Raw genomic sequence first — 22,413 nt, forward strand, 5'->3', positions numbered from 1 at the left:
GGGGTTCGATTCCCCGACGGCGAGTTCCCGCATGCTTGACTCCTTCAAGACCCGAATCATGGCGATCTGCGTCGCCATGATCCTTGCTGCCCTGATGGCGACCGGTGGCTTCAACTATTGGTCGATCAGTCGTCAGCAGGTCGAAGCCAATAACGAACTGGTCGAATCGGTCGCCAAGGGCCATGTGACCGCCATTCAGGACTGGGCGGCGGCCAAGCGAGATTTGATCGAAGCGGTCGAGCCTGCCGTCGGCGGCGACCGACTGGTTGCGGCCCTGCGCCAGACGGCGCGAGCCGGCAATTTCAGCCAGGTGTACGTTGGCACCGCCGATCGTCGCATGATCACCAACGACGATTGGGTCCCGCCGGAAGACTATGATCCCACCGTGCGCCCCTGGTATCGCACACCGGCAGACGCCGGTGAAACCACGGTCAGTGCGCCCTACATGGACATGGTGACCGAATCGCTGGTGGTCTCCTTCTCCACGCCGATCGTCGATAATGGTCAAACCGTTGCCGTGGCCGGCGGCGATGTCCCCCTCGATGACGTGACAGCCAACGTCCTGTCGGTCCAGCCGACGCCCCACAGCTTTGCCTTCCTGATCGACGCCGACGGCAAGATCGTCGCCGACCGCGACCCCGGACTGGCCCTGGAGCCGACCACGAGTCTCGACCCCAGCCTGGATGCGCAGTGGCTGCAGAATGTCATGGATGGCGATCGTCTGATCAAGGCGACGATTCGCGGCCGCGACGTGCTGCTCCAGGGTGTCGAGATTCCCGGCATTGACTGGCGGCTAGTGATCGCCCTCGATAGCGCCGAAGTCAACGAGGGCGCCAGCAGTCTGCTGAAAGCGACGCTGGTGGCGCTGGTGTTGGCTGGCGCGATCTCCGCCGTGCTGCTGTGGCTGCTTGTGTCGCCCGGCTTCCGTCGGCTCGACAGGGCTCGCACGGCGATGCAGGATATCGCTTCGGGCGATGGCGATCTGACCCAGCGACTGGCGGTCGAAGGGCGGGACGAGATCGCCCAGATTGGTGAGGCTTTCAATGCGTTTGTCGCGACGATCAGTGATGTCCTGCTGGAAGCGCGGCGGACCAGCGACGGCGTCAAACAGGCGTCCGACGAAATCGCCAAGGCGAGTCAGACCCTGTCGCGCCAGACCGAGACGTCGGCGAGCAGCCTGCAGGAGACTTCCAGCGCCATGGAACAGATCTCCGGCACGGCGGGTAACACGGCGGAGTCTGCGAGTCAGACCGACGCGCTCGCTCGGGAAGCGGTCAAGAAGGCCGAGCATGGCGGCACGGTGATGACGCAGGCGCTCTCCTCCGTCGAGTCGCTCAACGATCGGACCGAGCAGATCTCGGGGATCGTGCAGATGATCGATGACATCGCCTTCCAGACCAATCTGCTGGCGCTTAACGCCTCGGTCGAGGCGGCCCGCGCTGGTGAAGAGGGTCGCGGATTTGCGGTCGTCGCCAGCGAAGTGCGCTCGCTGGCCGGTCGCGCGTCCAGCGCCGCGTCCGACATCAAGTCGCTGATCGACGGCTCCATCTCGCAGACGCGAGAGGGCGCAGAGATGATGCGCACCGCGGGGGGCAGCATGCAGGAGATCGTCGAGGCGATCTCTCAGGTCTCCTCGACGCTGGGCGAGATCAGCGTTGCCGCGGCCGAGCAGAGCCAGGGTGTGGAGCAGGTCAATCAGGCGGTGAGCGAGCTCGACCGCGCCACACAGCAAAGCGCGGCGATGGTCGAGCAGTCGACGGTCTCGTCCGAGCATCTGCGCGATCAGGCGTTCCATCTGGCGGATCTGGTTGGTCGCTTCAAGCTCGTCGAGAGCGACAACCCGCGCCTGGTGTAACGCGCCTGCCGATGGTCACGATCGTCGGCAGTGACCCTCGGTGTGGGGTATGGCGCCGGTCATCACTCGACATGGCTGCCGCGCATCGCCAGGGTCAGTGGGCGGGTTGATGATGCGCCCGTTCCAGGCCAGGCAGATCGCGACCCCCGGTGGGCTTGGCTGGCTTGCCCCGCATTGAGCATCTGAGAGTTAAAAAATTAAGTAAACTTAAAGTCTGGGTGCTCGCTCGCCGTTAAAGGGATTTCAATTTTCCCGACGGCGAGCGCACGCATGCTTCACTCCTTCAAAACCCGAATCATGGCGATCTGCGTTGCCATGATTCTGGCTGCCCTGATGGCAACCGGCGGCTTCAACTACTGGTCGATCAGTCGCCAGCAGACCGAAGCCAACAACGAAATGATTCAGTCGGTCGCCAAGGGTCACGTGACGGCGATCCGGGACTGGGCCGCATCCAAGCGGACGTTGGTGGAAGCGGTGAAGCCCGCCTTCGGCAGTGATCATTTGGTCGATTCGCTTCGCCAGACTGGCCGCGCCGGCGACTTCGGTCAGGTCTACGTGGCGACAGCCGACCGCGATCTGATCACCAATGACGACTGGGTCCCACCTGCGGGTTACGACCCGACATCTCGGCCCTGGTACGGAGCGGCGGCGGATGCCGGCGAGACCGTGCTGAGCGCTCCCTATCTGGACATGGTCACCGGCCAGCTGGTGGTCACCTTCTCCACGCCGATCGTCGATAACGGACGCACCGTTGCCGTCGCTGGTGCTGACCTTCCCCTCGATGATGTCATCGCCAACGTGCTCTCGGTTCGGCCGACACCCCACAGTTTTGCGTTTCTGATCGATGCCGACGGCGACATCGTCGCTTATCGCGACCCCGCGCTGGCCCTGGAGCCGACCACGAGTCTCGATCCGAACCTCGATGCGCCGTTTCGTCAGCGCATGATGACCGAGGATCGTCTGATCGGGGCGTCGGTCGATGGCCGCGACGTGCTGCTGCGGGGCGTCGAGATTCCCGGTATGGACTGGCGGCTGGTCATCGCCCTCGATCGTGCCGAGGCCGATGCGGGGGCCAACAGCCTGCTCAAGGCGACGCTGGTGGCCCTGGTGCTGGCCGGTGCGATCTCCGCGCTGCTGCTGTGGCTGCTTGTGTCGCCCGGCTTCCGTCGGCTCGACAGGGCTCGCACGGCGATGCAGGACATCGCCTCGGGCGGCGGCGACCTGACCCAGCGGCTGGCGGTGGAGGGGCGAGACGAGATCGCCCAGATCGGTGGTGCCTTTAATGCCTTTGTCGCCACGATCAGTGACGTTCTGCTGGAAGCGCGGCGCACCAGCGATAGCGTCAAACAGGCCTCTGACGAGATCGCCAAGGCGAGCCAGACGCTGGCGCATCAGACCGAGACCTCGGCGAGCAGCCTGCAGGAGACCTCCAGCGCCATGGAGCAGATCTCCGGCACGGCGGGCAACACGGCGGAGTCTGCGAGTCAGACCGACGCCCTCGCCCGGGATGCGGTGCAGAAAGCCGAGCACGGTGGCACGGTGATGACGCAGGCGCTCTCCTCGGTCGAGTCGCTCAATGACCGGACTGAGCAGATCTCGGGAATCGTGCAGATGATTGACGACATCGCCTTCCAGACCAACCTGCTGGCGCTCAACGCCTCGGTTGAGGCGGCTCGCGCCGGTGAAGAGGGTCGCGGGTTCGCGGTCGTTGCCAGCGAAGTGCGCTCGCTGGCCGGTCGCGCGTCCAGCGCCGCGGCCGACATCAAGTCGCTGATCGACGGCTCCATCTCCCAGACCCGAGAGGGCGCAGAGATGATGCGCACGGCGGGGGGCAGCATGCAGGAGATCGTCGAGGCGATCTCGCAGGTCTCGTCGACGCTCGGCGAGATCAGCGTTGCCGCGTCGGAACAGAGCCAGGGCGTGGAGCAGGTCAATCAGGCGGTGAGCGAGCTCGACCGCGCCACACAGCAGAGCGCGGCGATGGTCGAGCAGTCGACGGTCTCGTCCGAGCATCTGCGCGATCAGGCGTTCCATCTGGCGGATGTTGTCGGTCGCTTCAAGCTCGTCGAGAGCGACAGCCCGCGCCTGGGGTAACGCGCCGGCCGACGGTCAGGGGATCGTCGGCAAGTGGATTTCGTCGGTTCGCTGGATGGCAGCGGTCATCTCCCGGCAGAGCCGCAGGAACTCGCGCATCGCCGTGGTCAGGTATTTCTGGCGGTGCCAGATGAAGTTGAATCGCCGCGTCAGGTCGAGCTCTGGCGTGGCGATGGCGACCAGGCTGCCGCGGCGGACGGCGTCGCGCAGCGCCAGCTTCGAGATACAGCCGATTCCCAGCCCCGACTCCACCGCGCGCTTGATACCTTCCGTGTGCTCGAGCTCCAACAGAATGTTGAACCGCCCGCGGCGATGGCGCATCGCATGTTCCAGCGTCCGCCGGGTGCCCGAACCTTCCTCCCGCATGATCCAAGCCTCACGCAGCAGGCGCTCAGCGTCCGCGCTCCCTTCACGCGCCAGTGGATGGCGCGGTGAGCAGAACACGCTGAGGTCATCCTCGATCCAAGGCTGCACGACGATGGCGTCATGCTGACAGTCGCCCTCGATCAATCCGAGATCGAGCTCGTGCAGCGCCACTCGTTCGACGATGGAGGCGGTGTTGCCCACCTGCAGTCGCACCCGGCTCTCGGGATGACGCTGCATGAAATCCCCGATCAGCAGTGTGGCCAGATAGTTGCCGATGGTGAGCGTGGCCCCTACGTCGAGCGACCCGATCCCCTGTTGCCCCTTGAGCAGCTCTTCGATCTCTTCGCCGCGATCGAGAAGGGCGACCGCCTTGGGCAGCAGCTGAAAGCCAAGCGCGTTGAGCTTGAGCCGCTTGCCGAGGCGATCGAGTAGCTGGCAGTCGAACTGTCGCTCCAGCTCGGCGAGGGCGGCACTGGTGGCGGACTGGGACATGGCGAGTGATCTGGCGGCCTGGGACACGCTCTGATGTTGAGCGATGGCGACAAAGACCTCGAGCTGGCGAAAGGTGTAGCGCATGGCGACGACTCATATCGATGGAATCGATAAAGCTTATTCAAACAATCCACTTAACGGAACGGTCGGAGGCTTCATATAATTGGTTAATCTATTCAACCGCCGATTTATAGCGTTTCGATATTCGAGTCCGATAGGTCAACAGGAGGCTTCATGAGCAAGTTCGCGTTGGAAGAGGTTCTCAGCGTTCATCACTGGAACGATACCCTTTTCAGCTTTCGCACCACGCGTGAGAGAAGCCTGCGGTTCAAGAACGGCCAGTTCGTGATGATCGGGCTCGAGGTCGAAGGCAAGCCGCTGGTGCGCGCCTACTCCGTGGCAAGCCCCAACTATGAAGACCACCTCGAATTTTTCAGCATCAAGGTACAGGACGGCCCGCTGACCTCCCGCTTGCAGCACCTGAAAGTGGGCGATCAAATCATGGTCAGCCGCAAGCCTACCGGAACCCTGGTCTGCGACGACCTGCTGCCCGGCCGCAATCTCTACATGCTCTCGACCGGCACGGGGCTTGCGCCGTTTCTGAGCCTGATTCAGGACCCGGAAGTCTACGAGCGATTCGAGAAGGTGGTCCTGATTCATGGGGTGCGCAGCGTCAGCGAACTCGCCTACGCCGATTTCATCTCCGAGGAGCTGCCGGCGCACGAATATCTCGGCGACGAGATTCGCGAGAAGCTGGTCTACTACCCGACCGTCACCCGTGAAGCGTTCCACACGACCGGACGTCTGACCGACCATATCCGCAGCGGCAAGCTGTTCGAGGATACCGGTCTGCCGCCGCTGGACCCGAAGCAGGATCGCGCGATGATCTGCGGCAGTCCCGCCATGCTCGATGAGACCAGCGGCCTGCTTGACGAGCTGGGTTTTGCGATCTCTCCGCGCATGGGCGAGCCCGGTGACTACGTCATCGAGCGTGCCTTCGTCGAGAAGTGAACGGCATGTGAGGGTTCCGGCCGCCACGGCGCCGGCAACCCGAAAAAAGCCCTCGTCGNNCGACGAGGGCTTTTTCAATGGCGTGAGATAAACGCCGAGAGTGCCACCGTGAGCGTTACACGGCGTCCTTGTCGGTTTCGCCGGTACGAATCCGCACCACCTGCTCCAGCGGCGAGACGAAGATCTTGCCGTCACCGATCTTGCCGGTATTGGCGACCTTGGTGATCGCCTCGATGACCTGATCGCTCATCTGGTCGTCAACGGCGACTTCCAGTTTGATCTTGGGCAGGAAATCGACCACGTATTCGGCACCGCGGTAGAGTTCGGTGTGGCCCTTCTGGCGGCCGAAACCCTTGACCTCGGTGACAGTGACACCTTGAACGCCAATCTCCGACAACGACTCGCGCACGTCGTCCAGCTTGAACGGCTTGATGATGGCGGTAACCAGTTTCATGAAATGTTTCCTCGCGTGCGGTGGACAAGTAGCGGTGCGCTGTCGCGCTGATGTCGCTACCGCCTGAGTCATGGTAGGGAATAGTCGATGACTCTCGGGTGACCCTCAGTGTAAGCATACATCGCCAATTCGAGGAATAAAAAAGGCCCCCGAAGGGGCCAGGGGAGCACGCCAGCTCACTCGGTTCGTCGGTTCATTTCTTGCCGACGTAGAATTCGGGATAGGCCTCCATGCCGCATTCGGCAATATCGACCCCTTCGTATTCTTCTTCTTCGGTCACTCGCACGCCCATGATCGCCTTGATGATCAGCCACACCACAAGGCTTGCGAGGAAGACCCAGGCGAAGATCGCGACGATGCCCAGAAGCTGCGGGCCGAAGGAGGCGTCAGCGTTGTTCAGCGGCACGGCGAGCACGCCCCAGATACCGGCGACACCGTGCGCGGAGATCGCACCGACTGGGTCGTCGAGCTTGAGCTTGTCGAGCAGGACGATGGCAGCGACGACCAGCAGGCCACCGATCATGCCGATGATTGCCGCGCTCAAGCCGGAGGGCGAGAGCGGATCGGCGGTGATCGCGACCAGTCCGGCAATGGCCCCGTTGAGCGCCATGGTGAGGTCCGCCTTGCGGAACCAGATCTTGGCGAGGATCAGCGCCGCGATGACACCGCCGGCAGCGGCCGAGTTGGTGTTGACCAGAACCTGAGCCACGTTATTGGCGGAATCGACGTTGGAGACCATCAGCTCCGAGCCGCCGTTGAAGCCGAACCAGCCCATCCACAGGATGAAGGTGCCCAGGGCGGCCAGCGGCAGGTTGGCGCCGGGAATGGCGTAGATCGCGCCGTTCTTGCCGTACTTGCCCTTGCGCGGACCCAGCACGATCACGCCTGCCAACGCTGCAGCCGCCCCGGCCAGGTGCACGATGCCGGAACCGGCGTAGTCGGAGAACCCTGCCTCGGCGAGCCAGCCGCCGCCCCAGGTCCAGTAGCCGGAAACCGGGTAGATCAGACCGGTCATGACCACGGCGAAGATCAGGAACGACCAGAGCTTCATGCGCTCTGCGACCGCACCGGAGACGATGGACATCGCCGTGGCGACGAACACGACCTGGAAGAAGAAGTCGGCACGCGCTGAGTAGTAGATGTCACCACCGCTGCCCATGACATCGTCGACGCTGTTTTCGCCACCCAGCAGGAAGCCGAAGTTCGGGAAGATCCCGCCGGCATCGCTCGAATACATCAGGTGGTAGCTGAACAGGAGGTAGACCAGGCTCGCGATCGCGAACAGCACCACGTTCTTGGTCAGGATTTCGGTGGTGTTCTTGGCGCGAACCAGTCCCGCCTCGAGCATGGCGAACCCGGCCGCCATCCACATCACCAGAACGCCCGACACCAGGAAGTAGAAGGTGTCGAGCGCATAGGAAAGTTGCACTACTTGATCGTTCATTCTTGTGTCTCCTCGTTCCGCGCCGTCAAACGGCGTCGGCCCCGCGTTCCCCGGTCCGGATCCGGATGACGTCTTCGAGCGGCGTGACGAACAGCTTGCCGTCGCCGATCTTCCCGCTGTTGGCGGCGTTGCGAATCGCGTCCAGCACGCCGTCGACACGATCTTCCGCGACGGCGACTTCGATTTTCACCTTGGGTAGAAAATCGACGACGTATTCCGCGCCACGATAGAGCTCGGTATGGCCTTTCTGACGGCCGAACCCTTTCACTTCGGTGACCGTGATGCCCTGAACGCCGTTGTCGGCGAGCGCTTCACGCACGTCATCGAGCTTGAAGGGTTTGATAATAGCGGTGATGAGTTTCATCCCTAGCGTCTCCCTTGATCGACCTGCACCACCAAGCACAGGCAGATGCCGTGCCACTGGAGTTTTTATCTTTATTATTCAGTTATTTATGCGATAAATCGCGGGATTGCTTCACGGCGGCGCGACACCCTTGATCGGCTTATGCACCAAAGTAGTGAGGCGGCCAAAGAGCGTGCACTTTTTGAGCGCAAGCGTGATAACCGCACATTGCGTATGCTATTGAGAGACCTTTTTCATGGAGAGAACAGCGATGTCGGCACAGGATCGATTCGAACGTCTGGCCAAGCAGCTCGGGGATCGTCTGCAGGGGGCTTCCGGTGCGCCCGCTGACATACAGCGCAACGTTCAGGGTGTGCTGCGTGGCGCGATGGAGCGTATGGAGATCGTCTCCCGCGAGGACTTCGACATCATGATGGAGGTGCTGCAACGCACCCGCGAGCGCGTCGAAGCGCTCGAAGAGCAGGTCTCTGCGATGGAAAATACCATCGAGAGCGAGCGTGCCGGCCAGCCGGCGCCGCCGACGCCCGCGCAGGACGATCTGGATGGCTCCTCTAACGGCACCCCGGAAACGCCGCGCTAAAGCTCGAAGCCGTCGAGACGATAACCCGTTAATCGACAGTCACTGGAGGCGGGCCCATGCCCGCACCGCCTGTGGTAGTTGCGCAGGCTGACGATCAATGGGAGGCGGCATGACGCTGGCAATCGTGCGGACGCGAGCGAGTCTCGGGCTCGAAGCGCCAGAGGTAACGATCGAGGTCCATCTCAGCAACGGTCTGCCGGGCCTGACGCTGGTCGGGCTGCCCGAAACCGCCGTCAAGGAGAGCCGGGAGCGCGTGCGCAGCGCGCTGATCAACGCCGGTTTCGAATTCCCATCCCGGCGCATCACGCTCAATCTCGCGCCCGCCGATCTACCCAAGGATGGCGGGCGCTTCGATCTGCCGATTGCCCTCGGCATTCTCATGGCGTCCGGCCAGGTCCCGGCGGAGGCTGCCGAACGCCTCGAGGTAGTTGGCGAACTCGCCCTGGACGGCAGCCTGCGGAGCGTCACCGGTGTCCTGCCCACGGCGCTGGCCGTGAGAGACGAGGCCCGCGCCCTGATGGTGCCGTCGGCCAATGCCGATGAAGCCGCGCTGGCGGATGGCGTCGAGGTGTTCGCCGTGGGGCATCTACTCGAGGTGGTGGCGCATCTACTGGGGCGGAAGCGACTTTCTGCGCACCAGTTCGGCGCACGCCTGACCACGCCGCCGCCGCAGCCTGACATGGCGGACGTCAAGGGGCAGCATCAGGCGCGGCGGGCGCTCGAGGTTGCCGCTGCCGGAGGCCACAACCTGCTCTTCGCCGGCCCGCCCGGTACCGGCAAGACGATGCTTGCGAGCCGTCTGGCCGGCGTTCTGCCGCCGCTGACACGAAACGAATCGCTGGAAGTCGCCGCGGTGCGGTCGGTCTGCGGGCTCTCCATCATGGACCGCTGGGGGCAGCGTCCGTTTCGCAATCCCCATCATACCTCCAGCAGCGTGGCGCTGGTCGGCGGCGGTTCGAAGCCGCGTCCGGGAGAGATCTCGCTGGCGCACGAGGGCGTGCTCTTTCTCGACGAGCTGCCGGAGTTCGACCGCCACGTGCTCGAGGTGCTGCGCGAGCCGATGGAGTCCGCGCAGATTCTGATCTCTCGCGCCAACCATCAGCGCCGTTTCCCCGCCCGCTTTCAGCTCGTGGCAGCCATGAATCCCTGCCCCTGTGGTCATCTTGGCGATCCACGCCAGCGCTGCCACTGCACGCCGGCACAGATTCAGCGCTACCAATCGCGCCTCTCCGGGCCGCTGCTCGATCGTATCGATCTTCAGGTCGAAGTCCCGGCGCTGCCGGCGACCCAGCTGACCGACCGCACGCCCGGGGAGGATTCGGCCACGGTACGTGAGCGAGTCCTTGCCGCCCGCGAGCGTCAGACCGCCCGCGGCGCCCTCAACGCCCATCTCCCGGGGCCGGCGCTCGAAGCCGCCTGCGCCCTGAGCGCCGACGAGCGTCACTGGTTCGCGGAGGTGCTCGATCGCCTCAATCTCTCCGCTCGCGCCTACCACCGGGTGCTGCGCGTTGCGCTCACGCTGGCCGATCTCGGCGGCGAGAGCCGCGTGAGCAAGGCGCACCTGATGGAAGCCATCGGCTATCGCCAGCTCGACCGCATGCTCAATGCCCGAGGGCCCGCCGGGGCGTAACCGGCGATGCCTCGCTCAGTCGAGGCGAAGCGCTTGCGTCAGTGTCTCCAGCCGGCCCGGTGTCAGGGCGTCATCCAGTGCACTGATCCGCAGCACGTGGCCCAGCGCCGGGTGAGCCGGTCGATGAATCAGCGTCCCCTCGGCCAGCAGCGCGGCGTGCAACTGGGCGGCGCGTTCCGCGCTCGGCAGGCGGAGCGCGACGAAGTTGGTCGTGCTCGCCAGAACGTCGCCGCCGTGTTCGATCAGCAGCCCAGCGAGTGCCTCGCGCCGCGCCACCACGGCGGCGACGTGCTCCCGGGTCTCGTCGGGGTGGTCGAGCACCGTTATTGCCGCCGCCAGCGCCAGTGACGACACCGCGTAGTGGATGCGCGCCTTCATCATCATGGCGACGGTTTCCGGCTCGGCAATCGCGTAGCCGATACGAAGCCCGGCCAGGCCATGCGCCTTGGAGAACGTGCGCAGTCGAATCACGCCGGGCCAGACGCCATTGGCCGCCGGCGTCCAGGCGTCGTCGCGAAAGTCGTGATAGGCCTCGTCCAGGATCAGCGTGCACCCCTCGGGCAGCGCATCGCGAAGCGCGAGCACGTCGGCATCGCTGTGCAGATAGCCACTCGGATTGTCGGGGTTGGCCAGATAGACCGCCCGCGCGTCTTCGCGTCGGGCCGCCGCGGCCAGGGCGGCGAGGTCGGGGGCGAGCGCGTCGGCATCGCTGGCGTAGGCCACTTCGACCATTCGCAGCCCCTCGGCGTGCACGAAGTAGCTGAAGGTGGGATAGGTGCCGGCACTGACGATGACGCGGCTCTCCGGGTCGCAGAGCGTGCGCAGGCAGAGGGCCATCAGGCTATCGGCGCCGGCATCGATCACGATCGATTCGGGGGCGACGGCAAGGGTGTCACCGAGACGCTGACGGGGGGCCCACGCTTCGGCGTCCCCGTAGGCGCGGGCAAGTGTCACGACGTCGTCGCCGAAGCGTGCGGCCAGCGCCCGGTGGGGCATGTCCAGCCCCTCGTTGGAGCCGATGCGGTGAGGCAGCGAGTGGCCGAGCTTGCGCTCCAGTGCGCTGACGCCGGGAAATGGGTTGTGGGGGCCGTCCTGGTTCTCGAGATGACGAGCGAAGCGGGGCATGGTGATGGGTCCTGAATGGCAAAGTCTGAAACGAAAGGGGAGCAATCGGCGCCGTCGCTAGCGAGGTGCGGGCAGCGCGTCGAGATCGAGCGCACCGCTGGCCTGCCACTGCCAGTGCGTCTCCGTGTCGCTGGCCTGGGAGAGCACGAAGCGCAGACGGTAGGGCTGCAGCGTGCGATCACTGAGGCGAAGCGGCGGGGCGTTGGCGCTGAGGGTGGCCTGGAGGACCCACTGATCGGGACTCGCTTGCCATTCGCCGCGCGGCGCCCAGTCGAGCACGTGCGGCGACGTCTCGCGGGCAAGCAGCGCACGCCCCAGCGCTTCGTTGAGCGCCTCGCCGCTGATCGGCAGATCGGCGTCCACCTTGGCCGGGCGCAGCAGAACCACCGTGTCGTGGGTGCGCGCGGCGGGCCAGGGTGGCTCGGCGAGCAATCCACTGGCGGCGCTTTCGGCGAGATCGCTCAACGCCTGACGCGGCGAGGGCGGCGGCGCGGCGATTCCGGCACAGCCGGCCAGCATCGTCAGCATCAGCGATACGAGTAGTCCTCGTATCATGGCGGCGGCATTCCCTCGTCATCGCCTCGGGGCGGGTGACTGGGGTGCGTGGCCGCAAAATCGACCAGAAAGCGTGACAGCGCGTCGAACAGCTCGGTGCGGATATCGTCGGCCTCATTGACCAGATGGTGGCGCGCCAGCGGGTGGCGCACGATCTCGACACGGGGAAACTTGCGCTTGAGCGCCTTCAGGTTGAAGCTCCAGTCGACGGTCAGATCCTGCTCTCCCTGCACAATCAGCACCGGTAGCTCGCTGGGGGGGCGCTTGAGCAGCCGGGGCATCCAGCGGCGCATCGCGGTGACCCAGGCCACCGCCAGACGGTCATCCTGCAGCGGGTCGTGCAGACGCAGAAAGTCGGAGAAAGCCACGTTGGTGGTATTGGCACGGTACTTTCTCGCGATGCTCGAGACGAACGGGCTCGCCAGGCTGTGCAGCCAGCGCGACTGGTTCCAGCCCCAGGGGCGCACCAGCGGTGCGAGCAAGACAAGGCCTTCCCAGGGGGCGGCATCACCGCGGTCCAGTGCATCCGTGGCGACGATCGAGCCGCCGGTGCTTTGACCGACGGCCAGCCACGGCCGGGGCGCCAGCCCCAGGGCCGCGATCTTCTGCTCGATGTCGTTGAAGCAGAGCACGTAGTCGGTAAAGTCGTCGATGCTCGCCCGCGCGCCACTCGAGAGCCCGTGGCCGGGCAGGTCCCACATCACCACCTGCCAGCCGAGTGACAGCAGCCGCTCGAGCAGGTGACCGTAGAGACCGAGATGGTCGAAGTAGCCGTGGACCACGAAAATCGTGCCCCGGGGCTCGGCGGGCGCCCACACCTGCGTCCAGAGATCGAAACGACGCTCGCCGTCACCACGCCCTTCCAGAAATCCGGCGTAGAGCGTGATGTTCTCCTGCCAGTGGCGGGTCAACTGGTAGTGGTCGAGGTAGGCCAGCAGCACGGGGTCGGCAGGGGGCTCGACGCGCCGAACCGGGCCGAGGGACTTCAATCGCGAAACGTCGAGCATGGGCGAATCTCCTGAGATCTCCATGCTACCCGCCGCGCCGTCCCAAGGCCATGTGGCTGACTACCGGTCCTGCGGTGGAACAGCGCCATGGACCAAGGTCGAACACGACATCGCGGGCCTCGACGCCTACTATCTGGCCTGAGGTCAACTCTCTGGAAACGATTTCCATAGCGGGCCGTTTGTCCGACGTTTTATTGTTACGCGGCCCCTCCCTGGCCGCGTCGCGACGCGCCACTGGCGCACCCATTTCGGTCTGTCCCACGTGCCACGCCGGCAGTGGCGGACCCCTCTGATCGTTTAGGGCCAGCGTGCCCGCACAGGAGGCTGACATGACGCAGCGTGTGACGCATCACCGACTGCAGGTCGCCCGAGTACTCGAGCGCTTCATCGATAGCGAGGCGTTGCCCGGTACCGGCATCGCGTCCGAGACGTTCTGGCAGGGATTCGATGCCCTGGTCCACGAGCTGGCACCGCGCAATCGTGAGCTGCTGGCCGAGCGCGAGCGCCTGCAGGACGAGCTCGATGGCTGGCATCGTGAGCACCCCGGCGAGATCCGCGACATGGGCGCCTATCGCGCCTTTCTCGAAAAGATCGGTTATCTCGAGCCCCAGCCGACGTCGGTGGCCGCCACCACGACCCAGGTCGATGCCGAGATCGCCCGGCAGGCCGGTCCGCAGCTGGTCGTCCCGGTGAGCAACGCGCGCTATGCCCTCAACGCCGCCAATGCGCGCTGGGGCAGCCTGTATGACGCGCTCTACGGGACCGATGCGATCAGCGAAGCGGACGGCGCCGAGAAAGGGCGTGAGTACAATCCCCAGCGCGGTGCGAAGGTGATCGCCTACGCCCGCCAGGTGCTGGATCGCGCGGCCCCGCTGGCGGAGGGGTCCCACACCGAGGCAAAGGCCTACCGCATCAGCGACGGCCGGCTTCGGGTGACGCTCGAGAGCGGTCGCGAGAGCGGGCTCGAGAACCCGGATCGTTTCATCGGTTTTCAGGGCGACGCCCAGGCCCCGGACGCCGTGCTGCTGTCGCATCACGATCTGCATCTGGAGATCCAGTTCGACACCGCCGACGCCATCGGCAAGACGGATAGCGCCGGCATCAAGGACGTGCTGGTCGAGGCGGCGATCACCACCATCATGGACTGCGAGGACTCCGTGGCGGCAGTGGATGCCGACGACAAGACGCTGATCTATCGCAACTGGCTGGGCCTGATGAAGGGCGATCTCGAGGAGTCGATCGACAAGGGGGGCAAGGTCACCACCCGACGGCTCAATCCGGACCGTGTCTACACCCAGCCCGACGGCGGCACTCTGCAACTTCCCGGGCGCTCGCTGATGTTCGTGCGAAACGTCGGACACCTGATGACCACCCCGGCGATTCTCGACGGCGAGGGCAACGAGATTCCCGAGGGGATACTCGACGCGGTGATGACGTCGCTGATCGCGATTCATGACCTCAAGCGCGAGGACCCGGACTTCAGCGGCAACTCGCGGACCGGCTCGGTCTACATCGTCAAACCCAAGATGCACGGGCCGCAGGAGGTCGCCTTCGCCAACGCGCTTTTCACCGGGGTCGAACAGCTGCTGGGGCTGGCCGAGAACACGCTGAAGATGGGCATCATGGACGAGGAGCGGCGCACCTCGATCAACCTAAAGGCCTGTATCGCCGCCGCTGCCGCGAGGGTGGCGTTCATCAACACCGGGTTTCTCGATCGCACCGGCGACGAGATGCATAGCGCCATGAACGCCGGCCCCATGCTGCGCAAGGGCGACATGAAGGGCGCCGCCTGGATCGATGCCTACGAGCGCAATAACGTGCAGGTGGGGCTGGCCTGCGGGCTGCGTGGCCGGGCCCAGATCGGCAAGGGCATGTGGGCGATGCCGGACCTGATGGCCGCGATGCTCGAGCAGAAGGTCGGGCACCCCAAGGCGGGCGCCAATACCGCCTGGGTGCCGTCGCCCACGGCGGCCGTGCTGCATGCGCTGCACTATCACCAGATCGACGTCGAAGCGGTCCAGCGCGAGCTCGAAGCCAAGGGCGAGAGCGATCTGCTCGACGCGCTGCTGAGCGTGCCGGTCGATCCCGACGCGCAGTGGGACGACGCGGCGATCCAGCAGGAGCTCGACAATAACTGCCAGGGCATTCTCGGCTACGTGGTGCGCTGGGTGGAGCACGGCGTCGGCTGCTCAAAGGTGCCCGACATCCACGATGTCGGGCTGATGGAGGATCGCGCCACGCTGCGTATCTCCAGTCAGCACATCGCCAACTGGCTGCATCACGGCGTGGTCGACGAGGCCCGCGTGCGGGAGACGCTCGCGCGCATGGCCCGAGTCGTCGACGAGCAGAACGCCAAGGACCCCGGCTACACGCCAATGCACACCCGTCTGGACGACTCCAGCGCCTTCCAGGCCGCATCGGATTTGATCTTCAAGGGGCGCGAACAGCCCGCCGGCTACACCGAGCCGCTGCTGCATCACTGGCGGGCGGTGGAAAAAGCCAGGCACTGAGGCCGGGGAGTCGGCGTCAAACGTGAAAGCCAGCGGCCCGTCCGCTGGCTTTTTTGCGTCTCCGGACGCGCAGACATCGGGAGGCGCATCCGCCGGACACCCTGACGGCGGCGTCACGGGGTTGGCTGACTGGGACTCCTCGAGCGCTTGGGCTATCGTTAGCGCCAGTTTCCACCCTGCTGATCCACTGCCACTTCGCTCGGTCGCCCGCCTGCCGAGCCGCTCGGGAGAGTCCGATGACCGTGATGACCGCCGCCGAGATCGAGGACTTTCTCGATGATGTCTTCCCGCACCGTCAGGGCACCATCGAGGCGGTGGATCATCGACGGGCCACCATGAGCCTGGCCATCGAGGACGAGCACCTGCGCCCCGGCGCCAGCGTCTCCGGGCCCTGCGTCATGGGGCTGGCGGACGTCTGCCTCTACGTCGCGATCCTCGCCGAGATCGGCCCGGAAGCGATGGCGGTCACCAGCAGCATCAACTGCCACTTCCTGCGTCGGGCGCGGGGAGACCGCGACCTGATCGCCAATGCCCGGCTGTTGAAGCTCGGGCGGCGTCTTGCCGTCGGTGAAGTCCAGCTCTTCTCCACCGGCGACGACGAGCCGGTGGCGCTGGTCACCGCGACCTACGTGCTGCCGGATCGCGATGACTGACGCGGCTCACCGCGCCCCCCTGTTCAGGCGTCTGGCGGCGCCGCTTGCGCCGCCGGCCGTTGGCGCCAGGCGCTGACCCCGAGCATCACCCAGCCCACCATCAGGCAGAGCCCGCCCACGGGGGTCACCACGCCCAGCAGGCGAGGCGCGCCGAAGGTCAGCGCATAGAGCGAACCGCTGAAAAGCACCATGCCGGCGAACCAGAACGCCAGCGTGACCAGCTGGCCGCGCAGCGCCCGTTGCTGACGCCAGGCGAACACGCCGAGTGCCGCCAGCGTGTGCCATGCCTGATAGCGCACCCCGGTCTGGAAGACCTCGAGCGACGCCGGCGACACCCGGCCGCTCAGCGCGTGGGCGCCAAAAGCGCCCGCCGCTACCACCATCAATCCGCTCACGGCCAGGGCGAGGCCTGAGATTTGCGTCTCGCGCCACCTTCGATGCATGTCGATACCGCTCCAATCGGTCTATTCTTTCGAAGCGCCAGGACTTTCGTCCCAGGACTTCCTAGGTAGGGAGGCTCGTCGCTGCAAGCCGCGCCATGACGGCATTTGACGCCCGACAGTCTAGCGCGTAAAAACCGCCCCGGCAGTCGCCCGCCCCACGCGTCGGGCCGGCGTCGGTGTCATCGCCCTCCATAAGGATCCCAAGATGGAATTCATCACTACACTCCGCGACGCGGCCTACTCGGTCATGACTCCCGTCAGCGATTTCGTCTGGACCTACATCCTGGTCTACCTGCTGCTGGGTGCCGGCATCCTATTCACCATTCTCACTCGCGGCATGCAGTTTCGGCTCTTTAGTCACATGGCACGAGTCACTTTCACCAGTCGCGGTTCCGGCAACGGCGTCAGCGGCTTCCAGGCGTTCGCCACCTCGCTGGCCGCCAGGGTGGGGACGGGTAACCTCGCCGGCGTGGCGCTGGCGCTATGGGTCGGCGGGCCCGGGGCGATCTTCTGGATGTGGATGACGGCGCTGGTCGGCTTCTCGACGGCATTCATCGAGTCGACGCTGGCGCAGACCTACAAGAAGCGTAACGAGGACGGCGTCTTCCGTGGCGGACCGGCCTACTACATCGAGCGGGCGCTCGGCTTTCGCTGGATGAGTGCCCTGTTCGCCGTCTTTCTGCTCATCGCCTACGGCCTCGCCTTCAACGGTGCCCAGTCCAACACCATCGCCCAGGGGATGGATAAAGCGTTCTCGATCCCCCATTGGGTCACCGGTCTGGTGCTGGTGGTAATGGCCGCGCTGGTCATCTACGGCGGGCTGAAGTCGGTGGCGCGCACCGCCGAGAAGATCGTCCCGGTGATGGCGATCGGCTATCTGCTGGTGGCGCTGTGGGTGCTGTTCATGAACCTCTCCGAGGTGCCGGCGATGCTCGCGCTGATCGTCAAGAGCGCTTTCGGCTTCGGTCCGGCCGTCGGCGGTGCAGTCGGCTATTCGATCAAGATCGCCATGGAGAACGGCATCAAGCGCGGACTGTTCTCCAACGAGGCGGGCATGGGGTCGGCGCCGAACGCCGCCGCCCAGGCGGACGTCAAGCATCCGGCGGCACAGGGGCTGGTGCAGTCCTTCGGCGTCTTCATCGATACCCTGGTGATCTGTAGCTGCACCGCGGTGGTGATCCTGCTCTCCGGGGTCTACGAGCGCCTGATGAGCGACTCGCCGGGTCAGGACATCGTGGGCATCCAGCTCACCCAGGATGCGATGGTCGATCACCTGGGCAGCTTCGGTGAGATCTTTATCGCGATTGCCATCTTCCTGTTCGCCTTCACCTCGATCATCGCCAACTTCTCGTTTTCGCAGATCAATATCGAGTATCTGTTCCAGCGTCGCGCCAAGCTCGCGGTCGCGGTGCTGCGCATCGCCGTGCTGGCGATGGTGATGATCGGTTCGGTCGCACAGCTCTCGTTCGTGTGGGACTTCGCGGATCTGGCGATGGGGCTGATGGCGACCACCAACCTCTTTGCGATCCTGCTGCTCTGCCCGATCGCGCTGCGCGTGCTCAAGGACTACGAGCGTCAGCGCCGGGACGGCATCCGCGAGCCGGTCTTCGATCCCAAGGGCGTGCTCAAACGTCCCGAGCAGGTCGACGCCGACGTCTGGCCGCCCAGAGAGAGCGAGCCACAAGAGCCTGCCAAGTCGCGCAAGGATGCCTGAGCCGCGCTGAGGGATTACAATGCGGCGCGTTAACTGTGGTAACGCGCCGCAGTCCCGCGACGGAGCCATCATGCAGATTCAGCTCAACGGTGAACCGCACCGCCTGGAGCCCGAGGCGACGCTTGCCACCCTGATCGAGTCGCTGGGGCTCGGCGGGCGCCGGATCGCCATCGAGGTCAACGAGGAGATCGTGCCGCGCAGCCTTCACGCCGAGACGCCGCTCAGCGACGGCGATCGCGTGGAAGTGGTTCATGCCATCGGCGGCGGCTGAGCGACGCATCGCCTCGCCGACCTCGCCATTTATCGCTGCCGTCTGGAGACTCTTCCATGTCATCTGCCCCCCATGATTCGCCGCTGATCGTTGCCGGCCGCCGCTTTGCCTCGCGCCTGCTCGTCGGCACCGGCAAGTATCGCGATTTCGACGAGACGGCCACTGCCATCGAGGCGAGCGGCGCCGACGTCGTCACCTTCGCCGTGCGCCGCACCAATCTCGGCCAGAACCCGGACGAGGCCAACCTGCTCGATGCGATTCCGCCGTCGCGCTACACCCTGCTGCCGAATACGGCGGGCTGCTACACCGCCAAGGATGCGGTGCGCACCTGCCGGCTGGCGCGGGAGCTGCTCGATGGCCATAACCTCGTCAAGCTCGAGGTGCTCGGCGACGAAAAGACACTCTATCCCAACGTCACCGAGACGCTGGCGGCCGCGGAAACGCTGGTCAATGACGGTTTCGACGTCATGGTCTACACCAGCGACGACCCGATCGTCGCCAAGGAGCTCGAGAAGCGCGGCTGCTGTGCGGTGATGCCGCTGGGCTCGTTGATCGGCTCCGGCAATGGCCTGCTCAATCCGGCCACACTCGCGCTGATCCTCGAGCATGCCGAGGTGCCGGTGCTGGTGGATGCCGGTATCGGCACGGCCTCGGATGCGGCGCTCGCCATGGAGATGGGTTGCGATGGCGTGCTGATGAACTCCGCCATCGCCCATGCCAAGCAGCCGGTGCTGATGGCAAGCGCCATGCGCAAGGCGATCGAAGCGGGCCGCGAGGCCTTTCTCGCCGAGCGTATGCCGCGCCGTGCCAGCGCCTCGCCATCCTCCCCCTTCGCCGGGCGTATCAACGCCTGACGCGGTCGCCGCGACGGCGGCGACCTCCCCCTTATCGACAAGAGCGCCACGCAGCCACCGCATGACTGACAACTCGACCCCCGACAACCGTCCCCGCAGCGTCGATACCGATGTCGACGCACCGACGAACGATGACGTCACGCCGGACAGCGTCGACGCCACCGCCGAGACGGCCAAGCCGCATCGCGGTATCAAGAGCTACGTGCTGCGCGCGGGGCGAATGACGGCCGCGCAGGAGCGCGGGCTGAGCGAGGTCTGGCCACGGCTGGGGCTAACGCTCGACCAGGGCCTGCAGGATCTCGACGCGCTTTTCGGCCGTCAGGCGCCGCGCGTGGTCGAAATCGGTTTCGGCATGGGCCAGTCGCTGATCGCGCAGGCCGAGGCGAATCCCGAGACCGACTTCATCGGTATCGAAGTCCACGCGCCGGGCGTGGGAAAGCTGCTGGACGAAGCGGACAAGCGCGGGCTGACCAACCTGCGTGTCTATCGAGAAGATGCGCTGGCGGTGCTGGCGGACTGCCTGCCGGCGGCGAGTCTCGACACCCTGCAGCTCTTCTTCCCCGACCCGTGGCCGAAGAAGAAGCACCACAAGCGCCGGATCGTGCAGCTACCGTTCGTCGAGCTGGTGCGCACTCGGCTCAAGCCCGGCGGCACGCTGCACATGGCGACCGACTGGGAGGCCTACGCCGAGCACATGGCCGAGGTGATGGCCGAGGCGCCGGGGTTGGTCAACACCGCCCCCGTTGAGACGGCACCGTTCGTTGCACGCCCCGAGTTTCGCCCGCTGACCAAGTTCGAGACCCGTGGCGAGAAACTCGGCCACGGGGTGTGGGATCTGATTTTCCGCCGCGTCTAACGGGCTAGACCGTACCGGCGGCGCGCATCGGCGTCTGGTGACAGCCCGGTGCGCCCCTCCCAGCCGGCTCAGGGCGTGACCGCGTCCTGAATCTGATGGCGCGTCTCCGGGTTGCGGGCCAGCAGCGACGCCGCCACCCCAAGCATCGCCAGGGCGATACCGCCCATCTGAAGCATGGCGACCGGCTCGCCGAACATCCACATTGCCCATAGCAGCGTCACCGGCGGCGTCAGGAAGATGGCGCTGGAGACGGTGGTCAAGCCGACGCGACGCAGGCAGGCGGTGAAGAAGCCGTAGCCGCCGAAGCTGGAGAGCACGACCAGCCAGCCGAGCGTCTTGGTGTCGGCAAGCGTCATGCCCGTCGGCCAGCTCAGGTCGCCACCGATGCCGGCGGCGGCAAGAAAGACGAGGCTGGCTGCGCCGAGCTGGGCGGTGAGCGAGGGCGCCATGCTGAGCCCGGACGGAAAGCGAGAGGCGAGCACGCTGCCGAGCGTCACGCTGACCACCGACAGCAGCGGCAGCGCATACGCCCACGCTGCCGCGCCGCCGGCACTGCGCCAGTCACCGACCACGCAGAGTGCGACGCCGCCAGCGGCGACCGCCAGTCCCGCCCAGCCCAGCAGGCCAATTCGTTCGCGCAGGCAGATTGTCGCGATGGCCGCCGCCAGCAGCGGTTGCTGGGCGGTGATCAGAGCCGTGGCGCCGGTGCTGACGCCAGCGTCCACCGCGAGCAGTACCCCAAGCAGATATCCCCCCATCGTCAGCGCCCCCACGCCCATCTCGAGCACCACGGCGTAAAGACTCACGCCGCGCACTCGACACGCCAGACAGACCGTTAGTGCAATGGCGGTCGCCAGCAGAAATCGCCAAGTGAACAGGTCGAGCGCGGCCATGGGCGCATCGCTCGCCAGCCGGCTGCCGATGAATCCCGAGCTCCAGCAGATTACGAAACCGACCATGAGCCCGACGGTGGACATTGGGGTACGCATGTTGAACCTCCCTCTCGTTAGGGCTTGAGTCTGGTCCTGAGGGAGCGTTCAATAAATCGAATAAATATTAATGAGGGGTTCAATATGATTGAAGGCGGCGCAACGCTGGATCTCGAGCTGCTCAGAACCTTCGAAGTGGTGGCGCAGTCCGGGTCGCTGGCCGCAGCGGCGGAGATTCGTCACCGCACGCTCAGCGCCATCAGCATGCAGATCAAGCGTCTCGAGACGGAGCTCGAGTCGCGGCTGTTCGAGCGCGGCCCGCGAGGCGTGACGCTGACGCCGAGTGGGGAGATCCTGCAGCGCGAGGCGCGGGAGCTGATGCGGGTTCACGATACGCTGGTCAGTCGGTTCAATGGCGAGCGTCTAAGCGGACGGGTGCGCCTCGGTATTCCCGAGGACTACGCCCGCGAGCTGCTCGACGATACCCTGCCGCAGTTCATGGCGCGCTACCCCGGCGTTCTGCTCGACGTCACCACCGACACCAGCGGACGTCTGGCACGCGCGCTCAAGCGTCAGCAGGTCGATCTGGCCATTGTGCTCGACGGTGCCGAAGGGCTGGCCCACGGCGAGACGCTGTGGCATCCGGAGCCGGTCTGGGCCGCCCCCAGCTATGGCGTGCTGCATCTCGACCCCATCCTGCCGCTCGCCGTGCACCCGATGGAGTGTCCCTATCGGCAACTGGCGATCGATGCACTGGAGGCGGAGCAGCGACCATGGCGCGCGCTCTTCACCAGCACCAGCATTCACGCCGTGGAGAAAGCGATCGAAGCCGGCATGGCGATTGGTGTGATCGACCGCGAGCGTCTGACCACGGCGATGCGTTCGCTGGGTGAGGCCGATGACATGCCACCGCTTCGCCAGTGCGAGGCTCGGCTGCACTTCGCCCGCGCTATCGACGCGACGTCGCGCTCCGCGGTCGAAGCGCTGGCCACGCTATTGCGTGAGCGGCTGCTGGGGCGTGGCCCGTGGCAGACCGATTCGCTCAGCGAGCGCCATGGTAACGGTCGTGGCGGAATGAAGCCGGGCGCATCGCGTCGCTGAGGGAGGGGCGACACGGGCGCAGTGTTGCCGGCGGCGGAAAGCGGCGTCGGCGAGACGAAAAAAAGCCGCCCTGGGCAGGGCGGCACTAAGGACCGTGACTAGCTT

General features: G+C 65.5%; 22 protein-coding genes. 13 read left to right on the top strand and 9 right to left on the bottom strand.

Annotated features, from left to right (window positions below; translation table 11 throughout):
* Nucleotides 1-31: 31 nt before the first annotated feature.
* Complete coding sequence (locus DOM41_RS04880) at nt 32-1,855, top strand: methyl-accepting chemotaxis protein (RefSeq protein WP_110685714.1); 1,824 nt, start codon at nt 32-34, stop codon at nt 1,853-1,855.
* A gap of 270 nt (nt 1,856-2,125) precedes the next feature.
* Nucleotides 2,126-3,949 carry a methyl-accepting chemotaxis protein gene (locus DOM41_RS04885; protein WP_110685715.1) on the top strand — a complete coding sequence of 608 codons (1,824 nt, stop codon included), beginning with the start codon at nt 2,126-2,128 and terminating at the stop codon, nt 3,947-3,949.
* Between the two features lie 15 nt (nt 3,950-3,964).
* On the opposite strand, the gene DOM41_RS04890 is transcribed toward DOM41_RS04885, so the two are convergent.
* Complete coding sequence (locus DOM41_RS04890; RefSeq protein ID WP_110685716.1) at nt 3,965-4,891, bottom strand: LysR family transcriptional regulator; 927 nt, start codon at nt 4,889-4,891, stop codon at nt 3,965-3,967.
* 150 nt (nt 4,892-5,041) lie between these two features.
* Between DOM41_RS04890 and DOM41_RS04895 the strand changes: the two genes are divergently transcribed.
* Nucleotides 5,042-5,818, top strand: a complete 777-nt coding sequence (locus DOM41_RS04895) for a ferredoxin--NADP reductase (protein WP_110685717.1) — start codon at nt 5,042-5,044, stop codon at nt 5,816-5,818.
* 115 nt (nt 5,819-5,933) lie between these two features.
* Here DOM41_RS04895 and glnK read toward each other — a convergent pair whose 3' ends face one another.
* The 3 genes from glnK to DOM41_RS04910 all read right to left on the bottom strand — a co-directional run bounded on the left by glnK (nt 5,934) and on the right by DOM41_RS04910 (nt 8,080).
* On the bottom strand, nt 5,934-6,272 hold the full coding sequence (gene glnK, locus DOM41_RS04900; protein ID WP_110685718.1) for a P-II family nitrogen regulator: 339 nt from the start codon (nt 6,270-6,272) through the stop codon (nt 5,934-5,936).
* Nucleotides 6,273-6,465: 193 nt separating this feature from the next.
* A complete protein-coding gene (locus DOM41_RS04905; protein WP_110685719.1) occupies nt 6,466-7,716 on the bottom strand; it encodes an ammonium transporter in 1,251 nt (416 codons plus the stop codon).
* A 25-nt stretch (nt 7,717-7,741) separates the two neighbouring features.
* Complete coding sequence (locus DOM41_RS04910; RefSeq protein WP_110685720.1) at nt 7,742-8,080, bottom strand: P-II family nitrogen regulator; 339 nt, start codon at nt 8,078-8,080, stop codon at nt 7,742-7,744.
* Nucleotides 8,081-8,330: 250 nt separating this feature from the next.
* Between DOM41_RS04910 and DOM41_RS04915 the strand changes: the two genes are divergently transcribed.
* The gene (locus tag DOM41_RS04915) at nt 8,331-8,660 is read left to right on the top strand and encodes an accessory factor UbiK family protein (RefSeq protein WP_110685721.1); all 330 of its coding nucleotides are present in this window, start codon (nt 8,331-8,333) and stop codon (nt 8,658-8,660) included.
* A gap of 109 nt (nt 8,661-8,769) precedes the next feature.
* Nucleotides 8,770-10,290, top strand: coding sequence for a YifB family Mg chelatase-like AAA ATPase (locus tag DOM41_RS04920; protein ID WP_110685722.1), 1,521 nt, complete (start codon nt 8,770-8,772; stop codon nt 10,288-10,290).
* 15 nt (nt 10,291-10,305) lie between these two features.
* Here DOM41_RS04920 and DOM41_RS04925 read toward each other — a convergent pair whose 3' ends face one another.
* Genes DOM41_RS04925 through DOM41_RS04935 form a run of 3 tightly spaced genes read right to left on the bottom strand, consistent with a single transcriptional unit; the run spans nt 10,306 to nt 12,977 of the window.
* Entirely contained in the window at nt 10,306-11,415 is a 1,110-nt protein-coding gene (locus DOM41_RS04925) for an aminotransferase class I/II-fold pyridoxal phosphate-dependent enzyme (protein WP_110685723.1), read from the bottom strand.
* Between the two features lie 57 nt (nt 11,416-11,472).
* A complete protein-coding gene (locus DOM41_RS04930; RefSeq protein ID WP_110685724.1) occupies nt 11,473-11,970 on the bottom strand; it encodes a hypothetical protein in 498 nt (165 codons plus the stop codon).
* A complete protein-coding gene (locus DOM41_RS04935; RefSeq protein WP_110685725.1) occupies nt 11,967-12,977 on the bottom strand; it encodes an alpha/beta hydrolase in 1,011 nt (336 codons plus the stop codon). Before DOM41_RS04935 ends, DOM41_RS04930 begins: the two co-directional genes overlap by 4 nt.
* Here DOM41_RS04935 and DOM41_RS17365 point away from each other — a divergent pair.
* From DOM41_RS17365 to DOM41_RS04945, 3 genes are all read left to right on the top strand, one after another.
* Nucleotides 12,976-13,119 (top strand): hypothetical protein, encoded by a 144-nt coding sequence (locus DOM41_RS17365; protein WP_157956839.1) that lies wholly within the window; start codon nt 12,976-12,978, stop codon nt 13,117-13,119. The genes DOM41_RS04935 and DOM41_RS17365 overlap by 2 nt on opposite strands.
* A gap of 187 nt (nt 13,120-13,306) precedes the next feature.
* Complete coding sequence (locus DOM41_RS04940; RefSeq protein ID WP_110685726.1) at nt 13,307-15,487, top strand: malate synthase G; 2,181 nt, start codon at nt 13,307-13,309, stop codon at nt 15,485-15,487.
* A 236-nt stretch (nt 15,488-15,723) separates the two neighbouring features.
* A complete protein-coding gene (locus tag DOM41_RS04945; protein ID WP_110685727.1) occupies nt 15,724-16,140 on the top strand; it encodes a PaaI family thioesterase in 417 nt (138 codons plus the stop codon).
* Nucleotides 16,141-16,163: 23 nt separating this feature from the next.
* Here the strand turns inward: DOM41_RS04945 and DOM41_RS04950 are convergent, their stop codons facing one another.
* Nucleotides 16,164-16,583, bottom strand: a complete 420-nt coding sequence (locus DOM41_RS04950) for a DUF423 domain-containing protein (protein ID WP_110685728.1) — start codon at nt 16,581-16,583, stop codon at nt 16,164-16,166.
* A 205-nt stretch (nt 16,584-16,788) separates the two neighbouring features.
* On the opposite strand from DOM41_RS04950, the gene DOM41_RS04955 reads away from it, so the two are divergent.
* From DOM41_RS04955 to trmB, 4 genes are all read left to right on the top strand, one after another.
* Nucleotides 16,789-18,297: an alanine/glycine:cation symporter family protein gene (locus DOM41_RS04955; protein WP_110685729.1), complete on the top strand. Its 1,509-nt coding sequence runs from the start codon at nt 16,789-16,791 to the stop codon at nt 18,295-18,297.
* A gap of 70 nt (nt 18,298-18,367) precedes the next feature.
* Nucleotides 18,368-18,568: a sulfur carrier protein ThiS gene (thiS, locus tag DOM41_RS04960; RefSeq protein ID WP_110685730.1), complete on the top strand. Its 201-nt coding sequence runs from the start codon at nt 18,368-18,370 to the stop codon at nt 18,566-18,568.
* A 56-nt stretch (nt 18,569-18,624) separates the two neighbouring features.
* Nucleotides 18,625-19,422 (top strand): thiazole synthase, encoded by a 798-nt coding sequence (locus tag DOM41_RS04965; RefSeq protein WP_110685731.1) that lies wholly within the window; start codon nt 18,625-18,627, stop codon nt 19,420-19,422.
* A gap of 61 nt (nt 19,423-19,483) precedes the next feature.
* On the top strand, nt 19,484-20,278 hold the full coding sequence (trmB, locus tag DOM41_RS04970) for a tRNA (guanosine(46)-N7)-methyltransferase TrmB (RefSeq protein WP_110685732.1): 795 nt from the start codon (nt 19,484-19,486) through the stop codon (nt 20,276-20,278).
* 68 nt (nt 20,279-20,346) lie between these two features.
* Here the strand turns inward: trmB and DOM41_RS04975 are convergent, their stop codons facing one another.
* Nucleotides 20,347-21,267 carry a DMT family transporter gene (locus DOM41_RS04975; protein ID WP_110685733.1) on the bottom strand — a complete coding sequence of 307 codons (921 nt, stop codon included), beginning with the start codon at nt 21,265-21,267 and terminating at the stop codon, nt 20,347-20,349.
* An 84-nt stretch (nt 21,268-21,351) separates the two neighbouring features.
* On the opposite strand from DOM41_RS04975, the gene DOM41_RS04980 reads away from it, so the two are divergent.
* Nucleotides 21,352-22,308 carry a LysR substrate-binding domain-containing protein gene (locus DOM41_RS04980; protein WP_110685734.1) on the top strand — a complete coding sequence of 319 codons (957 nt, stop codon included), beginning with the start codon at nt 21,352-21,354 and terminating at the stop codon, nt 22,306-22,308.
* The last annotated feature ends 105 nt before the right edge of the window (nt 22,309-22,413 follow it).

This window comes from Salinicola aestuarinus (assembly GCF_003206645.1).
Lineage (GTDB): Bacteria > Pseudomonadota > Gammaproteobacteria > Pseudomonadales > Halomonadaceae > Salinicola > Salinicola aestuarinus.

Excerpts from the sequence above, each read along its gene's own strand:
- DOM41_RS04880 (WP_110685714.1), top strand. The coding sequence starts at position 32 with ATGCTTGACTCCTTCAAGACCCGAATCATGGCGATCTGCGTCGCCATG.
- DOM41_RS04885 (WP_110685715.1), top strand. The coding sequence starts at position 2,126 with ATGCTTCACTCCTTCAAAACCCGAATCATGGCGATCTGCGTTGCCATG.
- DOM41_RS04890 (WP_110685716.1), bottom strand. The coding sequence starts at position 4,891 with ATGCGCTACACCTTTCGCCAGCTCGAGGTCTTTGTCGCCATCGCTCAA.
- DOM41_RS04895 (WP_110685717.1), top strand. The coding sequence starts at position 5,042 with ATGAGCAAGTTCGCGTTGGAAGAGGTTCTCAGCGTTCATCACTGGAAC.
- glnK (WP_110685718.1), bottom strand. The coding sequence starts at position 6,272 with ATGAAACTGGTTACCGCCATCATCAAGCCGTTCAAGCTGGACGACGTG.
- DOM41_RS04905 (WP_110685719.1), bottom strand. The coding sequence starts at position 7,716 with ATGAACGATCAAGTAGTGCAACTTTCCTATGCGCTCGACACCTTCTAC.
- DOM41_RS04910 (WP_110685720.1), bottom strand. The coding sequence starts at position 8,080 with ATGAAACTCATCACCGCTATTATCAAACCCTTCAAGCTCGATGACGTG.
- DOM41_RS04915 (WP_110685721.1), top strand. The coding sequence starts at position 8,331 with ATGTCGGCACAGGATCGATTCGAACGTCTGGCCAAGCAGCTCGGGGAT.
- DOM41_RS04920 (WP_110685722.1), top strand. The coding sequence starts at position 8,770 with ATGACGCTGGCAATCGTGCGGACGCGAGCGAGTCTCGGGCTCGAAGCG.
- DOM41_RS04925 (WP_110685723.1), bottom strand. The coding sequence starts at position 11,415 with ATGCCCCGCTTCGCTCGTCATCTCGAGAACCAGGACGGCCCCCACAAC.
- DOM41_RS04930 (WP_110685724.1), bottom strand. The coding sequence starts at position 11,970 with ATGATACGAGGACTACTCGTATCGCTGATGCTGACGATGCTGGCCGGC.
- DOM41_RS17365 (WP_157956839.1), top strand. The coding sequence starts at position 12,976 with ATGGGCGAATCTCCTGAGATCTCCATGCTACCCGCCGCGCCGTCCCAA.
- DOM41_RS04935 (WP_110685725.1), bottom strand. The coding sequence starts at position 12,977 with ATGCTCGACGTTTCGCGATTGAAGTCCCTCGGCCCGGTTCGGCGCGTC.
- DOM41_RS04940 (WP_110685726.1), top strand. The coding sequence starts at position 13,307 with ATGACGCAGCGTGTGACGCATCACCGACTGCAGGTCGCCCGAGTACTC.
- DOM41_RS04945 (WP_110685727.1), top strand. The coding sequence starts at position 15,724 with ATGACCGTGATGACCGCCGCCGAGATCGAGGACTTTCTCGATGATGTC.
- DOM41_RS04950 (WP_110685728.1), bottom strand. The coding sequence starts at position 16,583 with ATGCATCGAAGGTGGCGCGAGACGCAAATCTCAGGCCTCGCCCTGGCC.
- DOM41_RS04955 (WP_110685729.1), top strand. The coding sequence starts at position 16,789 with ATGGAATTCATCACTACACTCCGCGACGCGGCCTACTCGGTCATGACT.
- thiS (WP_110685730.1), top strand. The coding sequence starts at position 18,368 with ATGCAGATTCAGCTCAACGGTGAACCGCACCGCCTGGAGCCCGAGGCG.
- DOM41_RS04965 (WP_110685731.1), top strand. The coding sequence starts at position 18,625 with ATGTCATCTGCCCCCCATGATTCGCCGCTGATCGTTGCCGGCCGCCGC.
- trmB (WP_110685732.1), top strand. The coding sequence starts at position 19,484 with ATGACTGACAACTCGACCCCCGACAACCGTCCCCGCAGCGTCGATACC.
- DOM41_RS04975 (WP_110685733.1), bottom strand. The coding sequence starts at position 21,267 with ATGCGTACCCCAATGTCCACCGTCGGGCTCATGGTCGGTTTCGTAATC.
- DOM41_RS04980 (WP_110685734.1), top strand. The coding sequence starts at position 21,352 with ATGATTGAAGGCGGCGCAACGCTGGATCTCGAGCTGCTCAGAACCTTC.